The following is an 18,400-nucleotide window of genomic DNA, read 5'->3' as shown; positions in this document are numbered from 1 at the left end:
CCCGTCATTCCCTCCCCACCCGGCGTTCATCCGGAGGTCACCTCACGGTGCTGTGATCGGGGGTGATGCGCCACGCACCGCGCGGCGCCACCTCATCACCACGCACCCCGGGGAGAACCATGTCCAGCCTGTTCAGCCGCCGCACCGCGGCCACCATCGTCTGCACCACCCTGATCCTCGCGCCCGCGAGCGCCATGCCCGCCCTCGCCGTCGAGACGTCCGCGGCGGACGAGAAGACCATCTCGATCCTCTCGTTCAACGACTTCCACGGCGCCCTCTCCTCCGGCTACTCGGGCACCCAGTTCGCCGACACCGTGGAGGACTACCGCACCGCGTTCGAGGCCGAGCACGGCGCGGACTCCGTGCTGCTCACCTCCGCGGGCGACCTGATCGGCGGCTCCGCCTCGGTCTCCAACGTGCAGCAGGACAACCCCACGATCGACATCATGAACGCCCTGGGCCTGGAGGCCCTCGCCGCGGGCAACCACGAGTTCGACAAGGGCCTGGACGACCTCCAGGGCCGCGTCGCCGAGCGCGCCGACTTCCCGGTGCTCTCCGCCAACTTCGTGGACCCGACCTCCAAGGAGCCCGTCCTCACCTCCCACGTGATCCGCGAGGTCAACGGCGTGCGCGTGGCCGTGATCGGCGCCTCCCCGAACGAGCTGTACGCCACCACCACGGGCGCCGGCCTCGAGGGCAACCTGGTCATCGACATGGCGGACGCCGTCAACGCGGTGGCCACGCAGATCGAGAACGAGGGCTCCGCGGACGTGATCGTGGCCTCGTACCACGACGGCGCCGCCGGCAGCGGCGACCTGGCCGCCGAGCTCGCCGACCGCGAGGTCTTCCAGCGCATGGTGGAGGACACCGTCCCCGCCGTGGACGTCATCTTCAACGGCCACACCCACCAGCTCTACCAGTACTCCACCGAGAACGGCGGCGTGGCCCGCCCCGTGATGCAGGCCGCGCAGTCCGGCAAGAACCTCGCCGCCGTCGAGCTCACCCTGGACGCCTCCGGCGAGGTCACCTCGGTGACGCAGCAGATGCTGGAGCGCTCCACCCAGGATCCCGCCGAGGCAGCCGCCGAGTCGGCCGTCACCGCCGAGGTCTACGAGATCGAGCAGGAGGCCGTGAAGGTCTTCGAGGAGATGCAGTCCGAGGTCGTCGCCGACCTGGGCGGCTCGATCACCACCGACTACCGGAAGCTCATCGAGGCCGGGAAGCCGTGGAAGGCCGGCGGCACCCGCATGGCCGAGACCACGCTGGGCAACTGGGTCGGCGAGGCCGTGAAGCACGCCGCCTCCGCCGTCAACCCCGAGGTGGACCTCGGCGTGACCAACCCCGGCGGCCTGCGCTCCGAGCTGCTCGAGGACCAGTTCAACGACGGCGGCACGTTCACCTCCAAGGGCGACCTCACCGGCCAGCTGACCCTCGGCGAGCTGCTGGACGTCGCGCCGTTCGGCAACACCATCGCCTACTTCGACATCCCGGGCTCCTCCATCAAGGAGGCCATCGAGCAGAACTGGCGCGACGGCGAGCGCCGCTTCACCCTCGGCTGGTCCGAGAACCTGACCTGGACCTACGACGACTCCCGCGCCCAGGGCGACAAGGTCACCGGCATCTGGATCGACGGCGAGCCGATCGACATGGATGCCATGTACACCCTGGCCACGCAGTCCTTCCTGGCGGACGACACCTGGGTGGCCCTCGGCGACCCGGCCAAGGCCCCCGACGGCTACACCGCCTTCGCAAAGGGCCGTGAGAACTTCGTCAACACGGGCCTGCTCGACTCCCAGGCGGTCGAGGACTACGCGCGGGCCCAGGCCGCCGAGGACGGCGCCGTCGCCCCCGACTACGCGAAGAAGAGCGTGCCGGTCACCGGCGCCCCGGCCACCGTGACCGCGGGCGAGGAGATCGTCCTCACCCTCGGCGACCTGGTGATCGACTCCGACGGCGCCCCCGCCGCCACCGCCGTGGACGTCGCCTTCGTGGGCACGGACGGCACCGCCGTGGAGCTGGGCACCGTGGAGGTGCCCGCCGGCGCTGAGACCGTGACCCTCTCGGGCATCACCGCCCCGGCCACCGCCGGCGCCGGTGAGCTGCGCATGACCGTGCGCTACGCGGACGGCACCGAGACCGTGGTGCGCCACGCCCTCGAGGTGCTGGCCGCCGAGGTCCCCGCCGAGCCGACCGACCCGACCGAGCCGACCACCCCGGCTCAGCCGGCCGAGCCGGCCGTCCCCGCGAACCCCGGCAAGCCGGGCGAGCCCGCCGAGCCTGCTCAGCCCGCGAAGCCCGCGCAGCCCGGCCACCCGGAGAAGCCGGCCACGACCGCCAAGCCCGCGCAGCCCGGCCACCCGGAGAAGCCGGCCAAGCCCGCCAAGCCCGCGCAGCCCGGCCACCCGGAGAAGCCGGCCAAGCCCGCCAAGCCGGCCGAGTCCGACACCGCCGAGCACACCGTCCCCACCAAGGTGCAGACCGGCGATGAGGCCGCGTGGTGGCTCGCCGGGATCGCCGCGCTCGGTGCGGGTGCGCTCGTGCGCTTCCGCAAGGCCTTCAGCACCGCCCCCACCGGCCGCTGAGACGACGACAGACTGAGAAGAGAGACAACGATCATGCCGATCTCCCTGCGCCGCACGCGCCCCGCCGCCGTCTTCGCGGCCCTCACCCTGCTGGCCCCCGCCGTGGTGGCCGGCCCAGCCATGGCCTCCCCCGCCGGCGACAGCCTCGTGATCAACGAGGCGTACACCAACGGCGGCTCCGCCAACGCGGTGTACACCAACAAGTTCGTCGAGCTCTACAACCCCACGGACGAGCCCATCTCGCTTGAGGGCTGGTCGCTGCAGTACCGCTCCGGCACCGGCACGGGCGCCACCAACAACACCGTCGCCCTGAGCGGCGTGGTCCCGGCCCACGGCCACTTCCTGATCCAGGGCGGCTCCAACGGCACCTCCGGCGAGGCGCTCCCGACGCCGGACCTCAACGCGGGCGGCTCGTTCAACCCCGCGGGCACCAAGGGCACCATCGTGCTCGCGGACCAGGCGGGCACCCTGGCGGGTCTCCCCGTCGGCTCCGTGACCGACGAGACCGCCGGCGTCGCCGACCTGCTGGGCTACGGCGCCACCAACACCTACGAGACCGCTCCCTCCGGCGCCCCCTCGGCCAACACGGACCCGAAGTCGCTGACCCGCGCGGACGGCGTGGACACGAACGACAACTCCGCGGACTTCACCGTCACCGCCGACGTGACGCCGATGAACTCCACGAGCTCCTCCACGGAGCCCACGGATCCGACCGACCCCGTCGATCCGGTCGACCCGGTCGAGCCCGCCCCGGTGGAGCGCGTCACCATCGCCGAGATCCAGGGCACCGGCGCCGTGTCCCCGCTCGAGGGCCAGTCCGTCGCCACCACCGGCGTCGTCACCGCGGTGTACTCCACGGGCGGCTACAACGGCTACTACATCCAGACGGCGGGCACCGGCGGCGACGCCGTCGACGCCACCCCGGGCGCGTCGGACGGCCTGTTCGTGTACTCCCCGGACACGGTCGGCACCGTCGCGATGGGCGACCACGTGCAGGTCACCGGCACGGTCTCCGAGTACTACGGCCTCACGCAGATCCGCGTGGACGCCGGCGGCGTGACCACCCTGGCCGACGGCGCCGCCGTCGCCCCCACCGCGGTGGAGTTCCCCCTCACCGAGGCCGAGCGCGAGGCCCACGAGGGCGAGCTGCTCGCCCCGCAGGGCGAGTGGACCGTGACGGACAACTACAGCCTGAACCAGTACGGCTCGCTCGGGATCGTGCCGGGCACCGATCCGCTGGACAACCCGACGTCGGTCGCGCTGCCCGGCGCCGACGCCCAGGCCGTGGCCGCCGCGAACGCGGAGAAGCTGATCGTCCTCGACGACGGCTCGACCGTGAACTTCTTCCGCTCCCCCGGCAATCAGAACCCGCTGCCCTACCTCGACGCGGACCAGCCCGTCCGCGTGGGTGCCGGCCTCGAGTTCACCACCGGCGTCATCCTGGACTACCGCTTCGGCGCGTGGTCCTTCCAGCCGCTGGGCCACCTCACCGACGCCACGGCGTCGACCGTGCAGCCCGTCTCCATCGAGAACACGCGCGTGGAGGAGGCGGCCCCGGAGGAGCTCGGCGGCAACGTGACCGTGGGCAGCTTCAACGTCCTGAACTACTTCACCACCCTCGGTGAGGATGTGCCGGGCTGCTCCGCCTACTACGACAACGACGGCGACCCGGTGGCCACCAAGGACTGCCTCCCCCGCGGCGCCTACACCGATGAGGCCTTCGCTCGCCAGCAGGCCAAGATCGCCACCGCGATCAACGGCATGGACACCTCCGTGGTGGCCCTCGAGGAGATCGAGAACTCCGAGAAGTTCGGCCTGGACCGCGACCACGCGCTCGCGCACCTGGTGGACGCCCTCAACGAGCAGGCGGGCTACGAGAAGTGGGCGTACGTCGCCTCCCCCGCGGACCGTCCCGCCGTCGAGGACGAGGACGTCATCCGCAGCGCCTTCATCTACCAGCCCGCCGAGGTCACCCCGGTCGGCGAGTCCGTGATCCTGGACGACCAGGTGAACTTCGACAACGCCCGCGAGCCCATGGCCCAGGTCTTCCGCGTGGCGGACGCCTCCGGCGACGGCGTCGAGGGCACCGAGTTCATCGCGATCACCAACCACTTCAAGTCCAAGGGCGGCTCCGGCGCCACCGGCGAGAACGTGGACTCCGGCGACGGGCAGGGCGCCTACAACGCGGACCGCGTCGGCCAGGCCGAGGCCCTCGTGGCCTTCGCGGAGCAGATGAAGGTGCTGGCCGGGACCGACAAGGTCCTGCTGATGGGCGACTTCAACTCCTACGAGAAGGAGGACCCCATCCGCGTCCTCGAGGAGGCCGGCTACATCTCCCAGGGTGCGCTCACCGACGAGTACTCGTACGTCTTCGGCGGCAGCGTGGGCAGCCTGGACGGCATCTACGCCTCGCCCGCGGCCTCGGCCGCGATCACGGGCCAGGACATCTGGATGATCAACGCCAACGAGTCCGTGGCCCTCGAGTACTCGCGCCACGACTACGTGGAGGAGGACTTCTACTCCCCGGACCAGTGGCGCTCCTCGGACCACAACCCGATCCTCGTGGGCCTGCAGCTCGACGCCCCCGCGACCGAGCCGGTCGACCCCGTGGACCCGGTCGACCCCACGGATCCCACGGATCCCACGGATCCGGCCCCGGGCGGCCAGTGCGAGGACGTCACGCACCCGTCCAAGGGCAAGGGCAAGGGGAACGGCGGGTTCTCCGCCGCCGAGTGGATGCGCTGCACCGGCATGCACCCCGGCAAGGGCCATGACGGCTCCCACCCGGGCAAGGGCAAGGGCCGAGTCCTCGTGCCCGCCGCCGGCTGATCGGCTGACCCCTCGCACGACGGCGGGGCCGCCCGGGAGATGATCCCGGGCGGCCCCGCCGTCGTCGTCGGCCCGCCCCACCGCGTCAGCGCGGGGACCGGTCCCCCGTGCTCACCCCGCGGGTCGGCCTCCGAGCAGGACGCGGGCCGCCGCATCCGCGTCCCCGAGGAAGAGGGCGCGGCCGTCCGGGTCCGCACCCGCCTCCGCGGCGATCGCGGTGCCCCACTGCACCCCGGAGAGCTGCAGGCCGAGCACGAGGATGTGCTCGTGCACGCGGCCGTCAGCGGCGCGGAGCCGGTGGGGCCGTCCGGTCACGTCGAACCCTGTCGAGGGGAGCCGGGCGCCCTCCTCGTCCTCCCAGACGCCGGTGGCCGCCACGCCGTCGGCCAGCATCTGGCGCACGAGGGGCGTCGAGGCGGAGCGCACGCGGTTGGGCGGCATCATGGCCTCCACGAGCCACGTCCCCGAGGCCGCCGCCGGCACGCGGGAGTCCGCGGCGCCCACCTGAGGGCTGTGCACGCGGAAGGCGTCCTCGCCGTCGGCCTCGACCGTGGGCCACGGCCCCGACCAGGTCAGCAGGCCCGCCCGGTGCACGGCCAGCATCTGCTCCACGCGCCACAGGGGCGGGCCCGAGGCCAGCCCCTCCACGAGGGGCTCGAACCAGCCCTGCACGTCCTTGATCCTCGACGCCTCGGTGATCCGCCCCTGCGCCACCCACTGCTTGATGCGCAGTCGCCCGGCGTGCAGAGCGCCGACCGCCATCATGAACGGGGAGCCCTCGCCGCGCGCCGCCTCCCCGCAGGCCTGCCCCACGTAGTGGGACACGGCCGCCTGGTACTCCTCGTCGCTGTCGAACACCTGGTCCCGGAAGGGCTCGGCGTACGCCAGGATGTCGAGGAAGCCGCGGCCGGGCGCGTACTGGCGGAGCAGGTCCGCCGCATGCATCGACGTGACGGGGGCGCCCCGCCCGGCCTCCTCCAGCAGGCCCACGAGCTCCCCGAGGAAGCGGCGGGCCGCCACGGGCCCGCCGAGGATCTCCGGCTGCGTGCGCGCCATCGTCGCGTAGTAGTGGCGCACCACGTCCCGATGAAGCAGCGGCCAGACGTGCTCGGCGAGGTCCAGCTCCCCGTGCTCGGCCAGCAGGCCGTCGACGACGGCGTCGGAGAGGTAGGAGAGCGCCACTCCGCGCGGAACGAACGCGTCCACCTCCGCCTTCGGCAGGTACGGCACGCCGCGCCGCGACATCAGGCGCAGGGAGGGCTCGCGGCCCGAGGGCTCGTAGCGCAGCGCCCGGCCGGCCCCGTCTCCGGTCCGGTGGAACGCGCCGCCCCGGCCGAGGGTCAGCTGAGCCATCAGGTCGAAGGCGTTCAGGCCCATGCCGCGCACCAGCACGGACGCACCGGGCTCCACCGCGGACCAGTCCACGTCCGAGGGGATCTGCGGGCCCTGGTAGTGCAGGTGCGGCGATGCCTCGGCGGCCTCCGCCATGCGGCGCTGTCCCGCGCTCAGCTCGGCCGGCTGGTGGCCCAGGCACAGCACGACGGCGTCCGCCTCGAGCCGGCTCTCCTCGCCGCCGGCATGGCGCAGGGTGAGCTGCGCCCCGCCGTCGGGCCGCGGGTGCAGGGCGGTCGCCTCGGCGCGGTGCTCCCGGACCTCCACCACCTCGGGGCGGGCCCGCAGCATCTCCACCACCGTGTCGTAGAGGTGGCGCAGATAGCGCCCGTACGCGGCGCGGGCAGGGTATTGGTGCCGCTGGACGCCACGACTCTCCTGCGGATTCACCCGGCGCCACTGGTCGAAGGAGAGGGCGGCCGTCGAGGGCCGCAGCCCGGGGTTGTCGGCCGCGCTCGCCGTGGGGTAGAAGGCCGGCGTGTTCATGAAGTAGAGCTCGGACTGGTCCGTCCGCCATACCCGTCCGGGTCCCGGCCGGTACGGGTCCACCACATGGATGCTCAGCGCGGGAGAGCGGTGGAGGCTCCCCTGCTCGAGGTGCGCCAGCAGCCGCTCGAGGAGCATGACGCCGCGCGGCCCGGCGCCCACGATCGAGAGGCGACGGACGCCCTCTCTAGAATCTTGCACACTGCCTCCTGGGATTCCTTCCGGACTCGTCCGAAGCCTCGCCCGCGTAAAACCACACCCTATCGCCTTCCGTCAAGGCGTGGGATCCGCCGATCCTCGAGGTCGAGCCGAGAGGCGATCTCGCGGCGAATCCTTGACAGATCGCGGAATGAGGGGGGTGCTTCCCTCCCGGCTGTGAGAACCCTGGGAATAACCGCAAGTCGTGGATCGACGGTTGACGCGGAGGACGCTCGTGAGGAATTGTTCTTGTCGTACGGGAAAGAAAAAGCCCAACCCAGAAGGAGAAATACCATGGACCGCAACATGCTTGATCAGCTTCAGAACGCTTCCGTGTACGCCACCGATGGCGACAAGATCGGTTCCGTCGGCCAGGTCTACCTGGACGACGTCACCAACGAGCCGACCTTCGTGACCGTGAAGACCGGCCTCTTCGGCGCCAACGAGACCTTCATCCCGCTGCAGCAGGCGCAGACCACCGCCGACGGCATCACCGTCCCCTACGAGAAGGCCTTCGTGAAGGATGCCCCGAACGTGGACGCCGACGGCTCGCTGACCCCGCAGGAGGAGCAGCGCATCTACGAGTACTACTCCATGGAGTACACCGCCACTGAGGGCCACGTGGAGGACCGCCGCGACGTGGACACCACCGCCGGCGTCGTCGGCGACCGCGACGTCGTCGACACCGACCGTGACGTCGTCGACACCGACCGCCGCGAGGTGAACGACGCTGACGGCGTCGTCGTCCGTGACGAGCACCTGAACGTCGGCACCGAGCGCAAGGCCTCCGGCCGTGTGCGTCTGCGCAAGCAGTCCTACACCACCACCGAGACCGTGGAGGTGCCCGTCACCCGCGAAGAGGTCGTCGTGGAGCGCGAGTCCGTGGATCCCAACTCCGCCGAGGCCCGTCGCGCCGACGCTGACGGCGAGGTCTCCGTGACCACCTACGAGGAGACCCCGGTCGTCGAGAAGACCGTGGAGGCCGAGAAGGTGTCGCTGGGCAAGCGCCAGATCCAGGAGACCGAGACCGTCTCCGAGGAGCTGCGCCACGAGGACGTCAAGATCGACGGTGACACCACCACCGATCGCGCCGACCTGAACGATCGCAACGACCGCATCTGAGTCACGCGACGCCCGGCCGCTGAGGTCGAGTGAGGCCGAAAGGGCCCCGGATCACCGCGGTGATCCGGGGCCCTTTCGCCTGAGCCCTCTCTGTCCCGGCAGGGGAACGGGCGCCCGGCGGCGGTGCAGACGGTGCACGACGAACCCCGGCGCAGAGCCTTTGCCCTCTCTCCCCCGCGCAGGCTAAGCTGACCGGGTTCCCTGGACGCCGTCACGGCGCCGACGGAACGGATGGAGACGTGCCAGAGCGGCCGAATGGACTTCACTGCTAATGAAGGGCTCGGCGAAAGTTGAGCCGGGGGTTCAAATCCCCCCGTCTCCGCCACCCAGGAAGGGCCGGAATCATTGCGATTCCGGCCCTTTCCGCGTCCAAGGACCCTCAGGCCCCGTGGCCCTCGCGGCGCTCCCGCATGCGGCGCAGGAGTTCGAACGCCTCCGGGACCGTGAGCTCCGAATGGGTGGACAGCTGCACGGCCGCGGACTCCAGGTTCCCATCCCGCACCATGGCGGCCAGCTGATCGCGCAGCCACGGCGGGAGGTCACGGGAGGAGACGCGCACGGATCCCTCGCCGCGCAGCACCTCCACCTCGAACGGCTGTTCCTCCGGCGCGGGATCGCCCATCCACTCGGTCGGGATCGTGAGGGGTTCCGCGCCGGCCGACGCCTCCGCGGGTGCCGGGACGGCGTCGGCGGAGCCGTCCGCCTCGCGCGGCGCCCCGGACTCCGCGCCCGGGGCCGCGGCGTGGGACCCAGCGCCGCCGCCGGCCTCGTCCGGGCCCTCGGTCTCCCCGACCCGGCGGGGTGCCCCACCCCTCTGCGTCCCGCCCCTCTCCTGGGGGGCAGGCTCGGGCACCACGGGCTCGTCCCCACCTGCGGACGGCGTCGAGGCGTGCGAGCCGTCGAGGTCCTCGAGCCCTGCGGGCGGGCGCGTCGGGTAGACCTGCGGGTAGGCGGCCAGGGACTGCACGTCCAGGACGGCGTCCTTCAGGCTCCGGCCGGTGATGCCCCGGTAGGCGCGGATGGCCTCCATGACGCGGCTCTGGGCGATGTGCCCGTAGACGGCGCGGTGGCCCCCCTCGTCGAGCAGGGACACGGCTTCCCTGGCCCGGGCCTCACTCGCCTCCGCCCGCTGGGTGGACGCCGGCGCGGCCGTCCTCCCGCTGTGGGCGCTGCGCGCCATCCGGTTGCCGACCGCCAGCGTGAGCACGCCGATCGCCAGCACGGCCAGGGCGGGAACGAGGTATTCCATGCCCGTCAGTCTAGGTCGGCGCTCCGGGGCCCCGGCGGCCGAAGAGCCCGCCGCGGCGAGGGGTCACACCTTCGTCACAGTTCCCGGGAAATCGCCGGCCGGGGCCCTCGGGTGTGCCTAGGGTGGACAGGCGGCGGCCGCTGGACGGCCGCGGCACCGCGCGCGCGACCTCGCCCGCCCCGAACAGCAACGACACCACCGGCAGCACCGGCCACCACGCAGGAGATCACCATGCCCCTTCCCCCTTCGTGCCTCACCGAGCGCTCCGGGTCTCGGCGGCACCGCGTGTGGGGTGCGACGGCGGCCCTGGCCCTGCTCCTGAGCGGCTGCTCCGCCCCCCAGAGCGACGGCGCCTCACCCGGCGGTCCGGCTGCTCAGGGCGGCGATGCGTCCGCCTCGGCGACGACCGGCACGGGGCCGAGCGCGGACTCGAGTGCGGCGTCGTCCTCGGAGGCGGAGACCGAGGGCCCCTTGGCGGCCCGGTCCAACCCGGACGTGCCGATGCGCGCATACGGCGCGGACGAGCGCCCTCCGCAGTTCGTCCTGTTCTCCTTCGACGGCGGCAACCAGGACGCCCGCTGGAAGTCGTTCATGGAGACCGCGGACGAGGCCGGCGCCAAGTTCACCGTGTTCCAGTCCGGCATCAACCTGGTGGGCAGTGCGAACAAGGAGATCTACAGCGCCCCGGGCAACGAGCCCGGCGTGGTGCAGACCGAGTTCGGCGGACCGGAGGCCGAGGTGGCCCAGCGCGTGGAGAACATCAACGAGGCCCACGCCCGCGGCCACGAGATCGGCACCCACTACAGCGGCCACCTCTGTGCCTCGGCGGAGTACGGCGCGAACAAGTGGTCCACCGCCGAGTGGGAGCAGGAGATCGGGACGTTCTACGAGTTCCTGGACGACCCGCGCCGCGTGAACGGCTACGGGGAGGATTTCCCCGAGCTCGAGGTCGAGGCGGAGGACGTCAAGGGCGGCCGCCTGCCCTGCCTGGACGGGGAGTGGGACGCGCTCGTGCCGGTCTGGAAGGAGCACGGCCTGGAGTACGACACGTCGCACTGGGAGCGCAAGCCCGGGGTGGCCTGGCCCTACCAGAAGGACGGCATCTGGGAGTTCGACATGCCCACCGTCTACTCCCCCGTGCTCGCCGAGGAGGGCAAGAAGTACCCCATGGTCCTGGCCATGGACTACAACTTCTGGATGGACGGCAACGGCGGCAAGGAGGTCCCCGCAGACAAGGGGCGCCTCGGCAGGTTCCAGCGGGAGACCTACCTGTACGTGTACGAGTCGGCGTTCAACGGCAACCGCGCCCCGCTCGTGTTCGGCAACCACTTCAACACGTGGAACGACAACACGTTCAACCCCGCGGTGGACCAGGTCATGCGCGAGGTCTGCCAGAAGGAGGACACGTACTGCGTGACCTACCAGCAGATGCTGGACTGGCTCGAGCTGCAGGACCCGGCCGTGCTCAAGCAGTGGCAGGAGCAGGCCCGCTCCGCCGACGGCACGGACGCCGCCGGCCGCGGCAGGTGACCGTCCGCCGCACCCGCCCGGCCCCGGCTCATCGAGCCGGGGCCGTCTCGTCTCCGCGCAGGACGACGACGGCGACCACGGTGGCGGTGAGCACGAGCGCCACCACCATCACCACCGTCCCGGGCCAGCCGTGGGCCTCGTGGAACACCCCGCCCAGCCAGCCGAAGAGGCTCGATCCCGCGTAGTAGGCCAGGTTGTACAGCGAGGTGGACTGCGCGCGGCCCGTCACCGCGGCGGTGCCGGCCCATGCCGAGGCCACCGAGTGCGCCGCGAAGAACGCCCCGGTGGCCAGCACCAGTGCGGGCACGAGCACGAGCGGGTGGGGCACCAGGGTGAGGGCCACGCCCACGGCCATCGCCGTCGTCGCCGCGACCAGGACCCGCAGCTGGCCATGCCGTGCGGCCAGCCGGCCGGCCCACGGCGACGCCCAGGTGCCGGCGAGGTAGGCGAGGAACACGAGTCCCACGGCCGAGGGGTCCCAGGAGAACGGCGGGGCCAGGAGCGTGTAGCCCACGTAGTTGTACAGGGCCACGAAGCCGCCCATGAGCAGCAGCGCCTGCGCGTACACCGCCACGAGCGCGGGCGCGTGCAGGTGCGCACGGACCGTGCGGGTGACCTGCCGCACGGAGGTGCGGGAGGGGACGAAGCGGCGGGCCCGCGGGGTGGCCCAGAGGAACCCCAGGGTGCACAGCACGCCGACCGCGCTCACCGCGAGCATGCCCGCGCGCCACGAGGCCGCCTCGGCGACGGGCAGCGCGATGAGCCGGCCGGACAGGCCGCCCAGCGTGGTCCCGGCGATGTAGGTGCCCGCCGCCGCGGTGACCGCGCGCGGAGCCACCTCTTCCGCGAGCAGCGCCACGGCGAGGCACGCGACGCCGCCGTGCGCCATCCCCTCGAACAGGCGCAGCACCATCATGGCCTCGAGCGAGGGGGCCAGCCCGCTGGCCACCGCGAGCGCGCTCGCGCCGGCGAGCGAGACCACCATGACCGGTCGACGGCCCCACCGGTCGCCCGCGAGCGACCACGGCACCACGGAGACGGCCAGGCCGAGGGTGGCGGCGGAGACGAGCAGCGCCGCCTCGTGGGCCGGCACGCCCAGGTCGGCGCTGACGAGGGGGAGCAGGCCCTGCGGCGAGTAGAGCTGGGCGAAGGTGGCCACGCCGGCCAGGAAGAGGCCGAGCAGCAGCCGGCGGTAGGCGGGCGTGCCGGGCGAGAGCGGCTCCGGGGCCTCCGGCGGCGGGCCGCCCGGCACGCCGCCGGAGCGCGGGAAGCGGTTCGCGGAGGCCACCAGCCCACTGTATCCAGGGGTCCACTACCATCGGTCGGGTGACTACTTCCTCTGGACCCATCGACCTGCGTGACTCCTTCAAGGCCTATGACGTGCGCGGCATCGTGGGCGAGACCATCACGGCGGAGTCCGTCCGAGCCGTGGGCGCAGCCTTCGTGGACGTCCTCGAGCTGGCCGGGCAGACCGTGCTGGTGGGCGGGGACATGCGCCCCTCCTCTCCCGAGTTCATGGACGCGTTCGCGGCCGGCGCCACGGCTCGCGGCGCGAACGTGCTGCTGCTGGGCCTCATCTCCACGGACATGCTGTACTACGCGGCCGGCGTGAAGCAGGCCGCCGGCGTGGTGTTCACGGCCTCGCACAACCCGGCCGAGTACAACGGCATGAAGATGGCCCAGGCCGGCGCGGTGCCCGTCTCCTCGGACACCGGCCTCTACGAGATCCGCGACGTGGCCCAGCGCTACCTGGACGGCGGCGAGATCCCCGCGGTGGACGCCCCGGGCTCCGTGTCCGAGCAGGAGATCCTCGGCGCCTACGCCGAGTACCTGCGCTCCCTCGTGGACCTGCGGGGCATCCGCCCGCTGAAGGTCGTGGTGGACGCGGGCAACGGCATGGCGGGACGCACGACTCCGGCGGTCCTGGGGGACACGCTGCTGCCGGGCCTGCCGCTCACCATCGAGCCGCTCTACTTCGAGCTCGACGGCACCTTCCCGAACCACCCGGCCAACCCGCTGGAGTCGGAGAACCTGCGCGACCTGCAGGCGGCCGTGACGGACCGCGGCGCGGACCTCGGCCTGGCCTTCGACGGAGACGCCGACCGCTGCTTCGTGATCGACGAGAACGGCGACCCCGTGTCCCCGTCCGCGGTCACCGCCCTCGTGGCGCGCCGCGAGATCGCCCGCGCGAAGGCGGACGGGGAGGAGACCCCCGTGATCATCCACAACCTCATCACCTCCCGAGCGGTGCCCGAGCTGGTGGAGGCCGACGGCGGCCGCGCCGTGGTGACCCGTGTGGGCCACTCCTTCATCAAGGCGGTCATGGCGTCCGAGGGCGCCGTGTTCGGCGGCGAGCACTCCGCGCACTACTACTTCCGTGACTTCTTCAACGCGGACACCGGCATGCTCGCCGCGATGCACGTCCTGGCCGCCCTGGGCGAGCAGGAGCAGCCCCTGAGCGAGCTGGCCGAGGAGTACGAGCCGTACTTCGCCTCGGGCGAGGTCAACTCGAAGGTGGAGGACAAGGACGCCGCCGTGGCCGCCGTGCTCGCGCAGTTCGCCGCGGGCGCCGAGGACGGCGGCGACGCCGGCCAGGCCACCCACGGGGACTTCGCGGGCGTGGCCACGCGCGTGCTCCGCATGGACGGCACCACCGTCTCCGCGGCCGACGGCTCATGGTGGTTCAACCTGCGCCCCTCCAACACGGAGCCGTTCCTGCGCTACAACGGCGAGGCCCGGACCCCGGAGACCATGGAGGCCATCCGCGACGCGGTGCTGGAGATCGTCCGCACCGAGCGCTGACGGACGGCGGGCGGGCCGCCCTCCACGGGCCCGAGGGGGCCGGACCATCCGGTCCCGCCCCCTCGGCGTGTCAGCCCTCGTCACGTCGGGTCCCGGCGAATCAGCCTCCGCCGCCTCAGCTCTGTCGAATCAGCCGGACTGGGCAAGGACGAAGGGCAGCACCCCCTGGGCACCGGCCTCGCGCAGCACCCGCGTGGCCTCGGCCAGCGACCACCGGGAGTCCACGAGGTCGTCCACGAGCAGGACGGGGCCGACGTGCCCCGCCTCAGGCGCCGTGCGGAGCATGTGGGCCATGGCCTCCGGGACGGCGAAGCGGCCGTGGACCGAGGCCAGCCGGTAGGCGCTGTTGCCGCCCGGGCCGGCCGTCGGGCCGCCGCCCACGAGGTCGAGGGTGCCGAGGAACGGCAGGTGGCCGATCCGTGCGACCCCCTCGGCGAAGGAGCCCACGAGCTGTGGCCGCCCCCTCGAGGGCATGGCCACCACCGCGATGGGGCGGTCCTGCCAGCCCCACCCGGCGAGGACCCCCACGGCGCCCTGCAGCACGTTCTCCGGCACCGGGGCATCCGGCGCGGCGAGCAGCTCGCGCAGGACTCCGCCCCAGCCCAGGTCCGTCAGACGCGCGAGGGCGCGCCCCTCCTCCGCCTGCGCACCGGCGGCCATGCGGCCCGTCACCGGCACGCCCAGCCGGTCCATCCCGGAGGGCCACATGCGGCGCGGCTCGAGGGGGACGCCGGCCCGGTGCAGGGCGTGCTCGGCGCGCTCCCGAGCGGCGCCGTCCGAGCCCGTGGGGTACCACGGGCCGGCGCAGACGTCGCACCGCCCGCACGGCGCGGCCGTGGGATCGTCCAGGGTCCGCGCCAGGAACTCCATGCGGCACGTCTGCGTCGTCTGGTAGTCCAGCATGAGGCGCTCCTCCGCCCGGCGGGCCTCGGCCACGCGGGCGTAGCGCTCGCCGTCGTAGGTCCAGGGGCGGCCCGTGGACCGCCAGCCGCCGCCCACGCGCTCCACCGCACCGTCCACGGCGAGCACCTTGAGCAGCAGCTCGAGGGCGGTGCGCTTGATGCTCACGGCGGGCTCCAGCGCCGCCACGGACATCGCCCCGCCGTCCGCGGAGAGCGCCGCGAGCACCGTGTGGGCCTGGGCCTCGTCCGGCATGGAGGCCGTGGCGAAGTACTGCCAGATCTGGCGGTCCTCCGCGCCGGGCAGCAGGAGCACGTCCGCGTGGTCCGTTCCACGGCCCGCGCGGCCGACCTGCTGGTAGTACGCCACCGGGGAGCTCGGCGCCCCGAGGTGCACGACGAACGTGAGGTCCGGCTTGTCGAACCCCATGCCGAGCGCGGACGTGGCCACCACCGCCTTCACGCGGTTGGCCTTGAGGTCCTCCTCGATGCGGGCGCGCTGCTCCGGGTCCGTGCGGCCCGTGTAGGCCACCACCTCGTGGCCGGCCTCGCGCAGCACCCGCGCCGTGTCCTCCGCCGCGGAGACCGTGAGCGCGTAGACGATGCCTGAGCCCGGCAGCTCTCCCAGGTGGGCCAGCAGCCACGCGAGGCGGGCCGCGGGGTTCGGCAGCCGCAGCACGCCGAGGCGCAGCGAGGCGCGCGCCAGCGGACCGCGCAGCACGAAGACGTCCTGCGCCGAGTCCACGCCGAGCTGCTCCACCACGTCCTGCACCACGCGGGCGTTGGCCGTGGCGGTGGTGGCCAGCACGGGCACCGCCCGGGGTCCCTGGGAGGGCAGCTGTCCGATCAGGTCTCGGATGCGCCGGTAGTCCGGCCGGAAGTCGTGCCCCCAGTCGGAGATGCAGTGGGCCTCGTCCACCACGAGCAGGCCCATGCGGGCCACGAGGTCCGGCAGCTGCTCCTCGCGGAAGCGGGGATTGGTCAGCCGCTCCGGGGAGATCAGCAGCACGTCCACCTCGTCCGCCGCGAGCTTGGCCCGGACCTCGTCCCACTCGGTGGCGTTCGCGGAGCTCACGGACACGGCCCGCACGCCCGCGCGCGCCGCCGCCGAGACCTGGTCCCGCATGAGGGCCAGCAACGGGGAGACGATGAGCGTGGGGCCGGCGCCCCGCGCCCGCAGCAGCAGGGACGCCACGAAGTACACGGCGGACTTGCCCCAGCCGGTGCGCTGCACCACCAGCGCCCGCCGGCGGTGCGCCACGAGCGCCTCGACGGACTCGTACTGGCCCTCCTTGAACTCGGCGTCCGACCGGTCCACCAGGCGGCGCAGGACCTCCAGGGCCTGGGAGTGCAGCTCCGGGTCCGCCGCGGGCTCACGCCGCGGGCCGCCCGGGGCGGCGGCGGGAGGGAGGGGCGGGCCGGCGTCGTGCCTGGGGGAGGTCATGGCGCCAGTATGCCAACGGAGGCGGACAGGATGAGGCGGGCGCCGGGACGCCGGGGACGCAGGCCTCCCGTGGGGCGCCTGTGCAGGAGCGTGCCCCCCGATGGGAGAATCGGCGCCATGAAGTTGAACGCGTTCACCGACGTGAGCCTGCGCGTCCTCATGGTGCTCGCCCGCGCCGAGGGGCGCCAGCTGACCAGCCAACGGATCGCGGACGAGATCCACGTGCCGTACAACCACGTCATCAAGGCCGTGGCCGAGCTGCGCCGCCGCGGGACCATCCAGGTGGCCCGCGGCCGGCTGGGCGGCGCCCGGATCACGGAGGCGGGGCTGGACCAGCGCGTCGGAGAGCTCGTGCGCGACCTGAGCCCCCGCGCAGAGGTCCTCGACTGCGCCGGCCACGAGACGGGCGTCCCGTGCCCGTTCGCGTCGGACTGCCGACTGCGGGAGGCCCTCGCGCGCGCCCGGGAGGCCTTCATGGCCGAGCTCGACCTCCTGACGGTCCGTGACCTCGTGCGTCCGGGCGGAGCGGGCGCCGCGGGGCCGGTCTCCCTGGGCCTGCCCGCGATGGGATCCCACGCGGCCACGGTGTAATCTTGCATCTGTAATGCACATATAAGGCTCCCGAGGAGACCCCCATGCTGTCCGAGAAGTCCCGCCCCGTCATCGAGGCCACCGCCGCCGTCGTCGCCGAGCACATGCCGGAGATCACGCCGAAGTTCTACGCCCACATGTTCGAGGCCCATCCGGAGCTGCTGGACGGACTGTTCTCCCGCGCCAACCAGCGCAGCGGCGAGCAGGCCCAGGCCCTGGCCGGCTCGATCGTGCGCTTCGCGGTGCACCAGCTCGAGCACCCCGACTCCCTGCCCGAGGCCGTGCTCGCGCGGATCGCGCACAAGCACACCGCCCTCGGCATCACCGAGGACCAGTACCAGATCGTCTACGAGAACCTCTTCTGGGCCATCGCCGACGTCCTCGGCGACGCCGTGACCCCCGAGGTCGCCGAGGCCTGGACCGAGGTGTACTGGCTCATGGCCGACGCCCTGATCGAGCTCGAGAAGGGCCTCTACGCCAAGCAGGCCAACGACAAGATGTGGCTCGACTGGAAGGTCGCCTCCAAGGAGCCCACCGGCAACGCCGCCGTGACCTTCCGCTTCGAGCCGGCCGACGACACCCCGCAGACCCCCGGCGAGGCCGGCGGCTTCGTCTCGGTGCGCGTCAAGGTGGCCGACGGCCTGCGCCAGGCCCGGCAGTACTCGCTCTCGGACCACGCCGCCTCCACCACCGAGCGCGTGATCACCGTGAAGCTGGACGAGGCCGGCGAGGTCTCCCCCACGCTCATCAACGCGGTGGAGGTCGGGGACGTCGTCGAGCTGTCCAACCCCTACGGCGAGATCACCCCGAAGGACGACTCGGCGCCCCTCATGCTCGCCACCGCGGGCATCGGCATCACGCCGGCCGCCTCCATCCTGAGCTCGCTGGCCGAACAGGGGTCCGACCGCGAGGTCGTCGTCCTGCACGCCGATGCCTCCCTGGAGTCCGTGGCCCTGCTCGGGCAGCTCACGGAGTCGCTCTCCGCGCTGCCGAACGCCCAGGCCCACCTGTGGCTCGGCGTGGCCCCGGAGCAGGCGCCCGAGGGCATCACCGTCCACGAGGGCCGCATGGACCCCTCCGAGATCGAGCTCCCCGCCGGCGCCGAGGTCATCCTCTGCGGCCCGCTGGCCTTCATGCAGGCCACTCGCTCCGCGCTGATCGACGCCGGCGTGCCGGCGACCGGGATCCGCTACGAGATCTTCGGCCCGGACCTCTGGCTCGCCGTCTGAGCGGAGCCGCCCGCAGGACGACGTCGGGCCCCCCCCCTCCTTCTTCG

General features: G+C 72.7%; 11 protein-coding genes and 1 tRNA gene. 8 read left to right on the top strand and 4 right to left on the bottom strand.

Features of this window, described 5'->3' with window-relative positions:
* The first annotated feature begins 119 nt into the window (after window positions 1-119).
* Window positions 120-2,582: a bifunctional metallophosphatase/5'-nucleotidase gene (locus NJC10_RS07370; RefSeq protein ID WP_319075594.1), complete on the top strand. Its 2,463-nt coding sequence runs from the start codon at window positions 120-122 to the stop codon at window positions 2,580-2,582.
* 33 nt (window positions 2,583-2,615) lie between these two features.
* Window positions 2,616-5,411, top strand: coding sequence for an ExeM/NucH family extracellular endonuclease (locus tag NJC10_RS07365; protein ID WP_319075592.1), 2,796 nt, complete (start codon window positions 2,616-2,618; stop codon window positions 5,409-5,411).
* Between the two features lie 111 nt (window positions 5,412-5,522).
* Here NJC10_RS07365 and NJC10_RS07360 read toward each other — a convergent pair whose 3' ends face one another.
* Entirely contained in the window at window positions 5,523-7,490 is a 1,968-nt protein-coding gene (locus NJC10_RS07360) for an FAD/NAD(P)-binding protein (RefSeq protein WP_319075590.1), read from the bottom strand.
* A gap of 291 nt (window positions 7,491-7,781) precedes the next feature.
* On the opposite strand from NJC10_RS07360, the gene NJC10_RS07355 reads away from it, so the two are divergent.
* Both NJC10_RS07355 and NJC10_RS07350 read left to right on the top strand, forming a co-directional pair.
* Entirely contained in the window at window positions 7,782-8,609 is an 828-nt protein-coding gene (locus NJC10_RS07355; protein WP_298713543.1) for a PRC and DUF2382 domain-containing protein, read from the top strand.
* 233 nt (window positions 8,610-8,842) lie between these two features.
* Window positions 8,843-8,934 (top strand) — tRNA-Ser (locus NJC10_RS07350).
* A gap of 54 nt (window positions 8,935-8,988) precedes the next feature.
* Here the strand turns inward: NJC10_RS07350 and NJC10_RS07345 are convergent.
* The gene (locus NJC10_RS07345; protein ID WP_319075589.1) at window positions 8,989-9,858 is read right to left on the bottom strand and encodes a hypothetical protein; all 870 of its coding nucleotides are present in this window, start codon (window positions 9,856-9,858) and stop codon (window positions 8,989-8,991) included.
* Window positions 9,859-10,089: 231 nt separating this feature from the next.
* Between NJC10_RS07345 and NJC10_RS07340 the strand changes: the two genes are divergently transcribed.
* On the top strand, window positions 10,090-11,388 hold the full coding sequence (locus NJC10_RS07340; protein ID WP_319075588.1) for a hypothetical protein: 1,299 nt from the start codon (window positions 10,090-10,092) through the stop codon (window positions 11,386-11,388).
* 28 nt (window positions 11,389-11,416) lie between these two features.
* Here the strand turns inward: NJC10_RS07340 and NJC10_RS07335 are convergent, their stop codons facing one another.
* Window positions 11,417-12,547 carry an MFS transporter gene (locus NJC10_RS07335; RefSeq protein WP_319075599.1) on the bottom strand — a complete coding sequence of 377 codons (1,131 nt, stop codon included), beginning with the start codon at window positions 12,545-12,547 and terminating at the stop codon, window positions 11,417-11,419.
* A gap of 167 nt (window positions 12,548-12,714) precedes the next feature.
* Here NJC10_RS07335 and NJC10_RS07330 point away from each other — a divergent pair, with 167 nt between their 5' ends.
* Window positions 12,715-14,190 (top strand): phosphomannomutase/phosphoglucomutase, encoded by a 1,476-nt coding sequence (locus NJC10_RS07330; RefSeq protein WP_298986846.1) that lies wholly within the window; start codon window positions 12,715-12,717, stop codon window positions 14,188-14,190.
* Between the two features lie 129 nt (window positions 14,191-14,319).
* On the opposite strand, the gene NJC10_RS07325 is transcribed toward NJC10_RS07330, so the two are convergent.
* Window positions 14,320-16,533, bottom strand: a complete 2,214-nt coding sequence (locus NJC10_RS07325) for a RecQ family ATP-dependent DNA helicase (protein WP_319075587.1) — start codon at window positions 16,531-16,533, stop codon at window positions 14,320-14,322.
* 117 nt (window positions 16,534-16,650) lie between these two features.
* On the opposite strand from NJC10_RS07325, the gene NJC10_RS07320 reads away from it, so the two are divergent.
* On the top strand, window positions 16,651-17,124 hold the full coding sequence (locus NJC10_RS07320) for an Rrf2 family transcriptional regulator (RefSeq protein WP_319075586.1): 474 nt from the start codon (window positions 16,651-16,653) through the stop codon (window positions 17,122-17,124).
* Window positions 17,125-17,168: 44 nt separating this feature from the next.
* Window positions 17,169-18,353 carry a globin domain-containing protein gene (locus NJC10_RS07315; RefSeq protein ID WP_319075584.1) on the top strand — a complete coding sequence of 395 codons (1,185 nt, stop codon included), beginning with the start codon at window positions 17,169-17,171 and terminating at the stop codon, window positions 18,351-18,353.
* The last annotated feature ends 47 nt before the right edge of the window (window positions 18,354-18,400 follow it).

This window comes from Micrococcus sp. M4NT, from assembly GCF_033790745.1.
Lineage (GTDB): Bacteria > Actinomycetota > Actinomycetes > Actinomycetales > Micrococcaceae > Micrococcus.
The sequence above is the reverse complement of the archived record's forward strand: the minus strand, read 5'-3'. Positions and strand labels throughout refer to the sequence as shown.

Excerpts from the sequence above, each read along its gene's own strand:
- NJC10_RS07370 (WP_319075594.1), top strand. The coding sequence starts at position 120 with ATGTCCAGCCTGTTCAGCCGCCGCACCGCGGCCACCATCGTCTGCACC.
- NJC10_RS07365 (WP_319075592.1), top strand. The coding sequence starts at position 2,616 with ATGCCGATCTCCCTGCGCCGCACGCGCCCCGCCGCCGTCTTCGCGGCC.
- NJC10_RS07355 (WP_298713543.1), top strand. The coding sequence starts at position 7,782 with ATGGACCGCAACATGCTTGATCAGCTTCAGAACGCTTCCGTGTACGCC.
- NJC10_RS07345 (WP_319075589.1), bottom strand. The coding sequence starts at position 9,858 with ATGGAATACCTCGTTCCCGCCCTGGCCGTGCTGGCGATCGGCGTGCTC.
- NJC10_RS07340 (WP_319075588.1), top strand. The coding sequence starts at position 10,090 with ATGCCCCTTCCCCCTTCGTGCCTCACCGAGCGCTCCGGGTCTCGGCGG.
- NJC10_RS07325 (WP_319075587.1), bottom strand. The coding sequence starts at position 16,533 with ATGACCTCCCCCAGGCACGACGCCGGCCCGCCCCTCCCTCCCGCCGCC.
- NJC10_RS07320 (WP_319075586.1), top strand. The coding sequence starts at position 16,651 with ATGAAGTTGAACGCGTTCACCGACGTGAGCCTGCGCGTCCTCATGGTG.
- NJC10_RS07315 (WP_319075584.1), top strand. The coding sequence starts at position 17,169 with ATGCTGTCCGAGAAGTCCCGCCCCGTCATCGAGGCCACCGCCGCCGTC.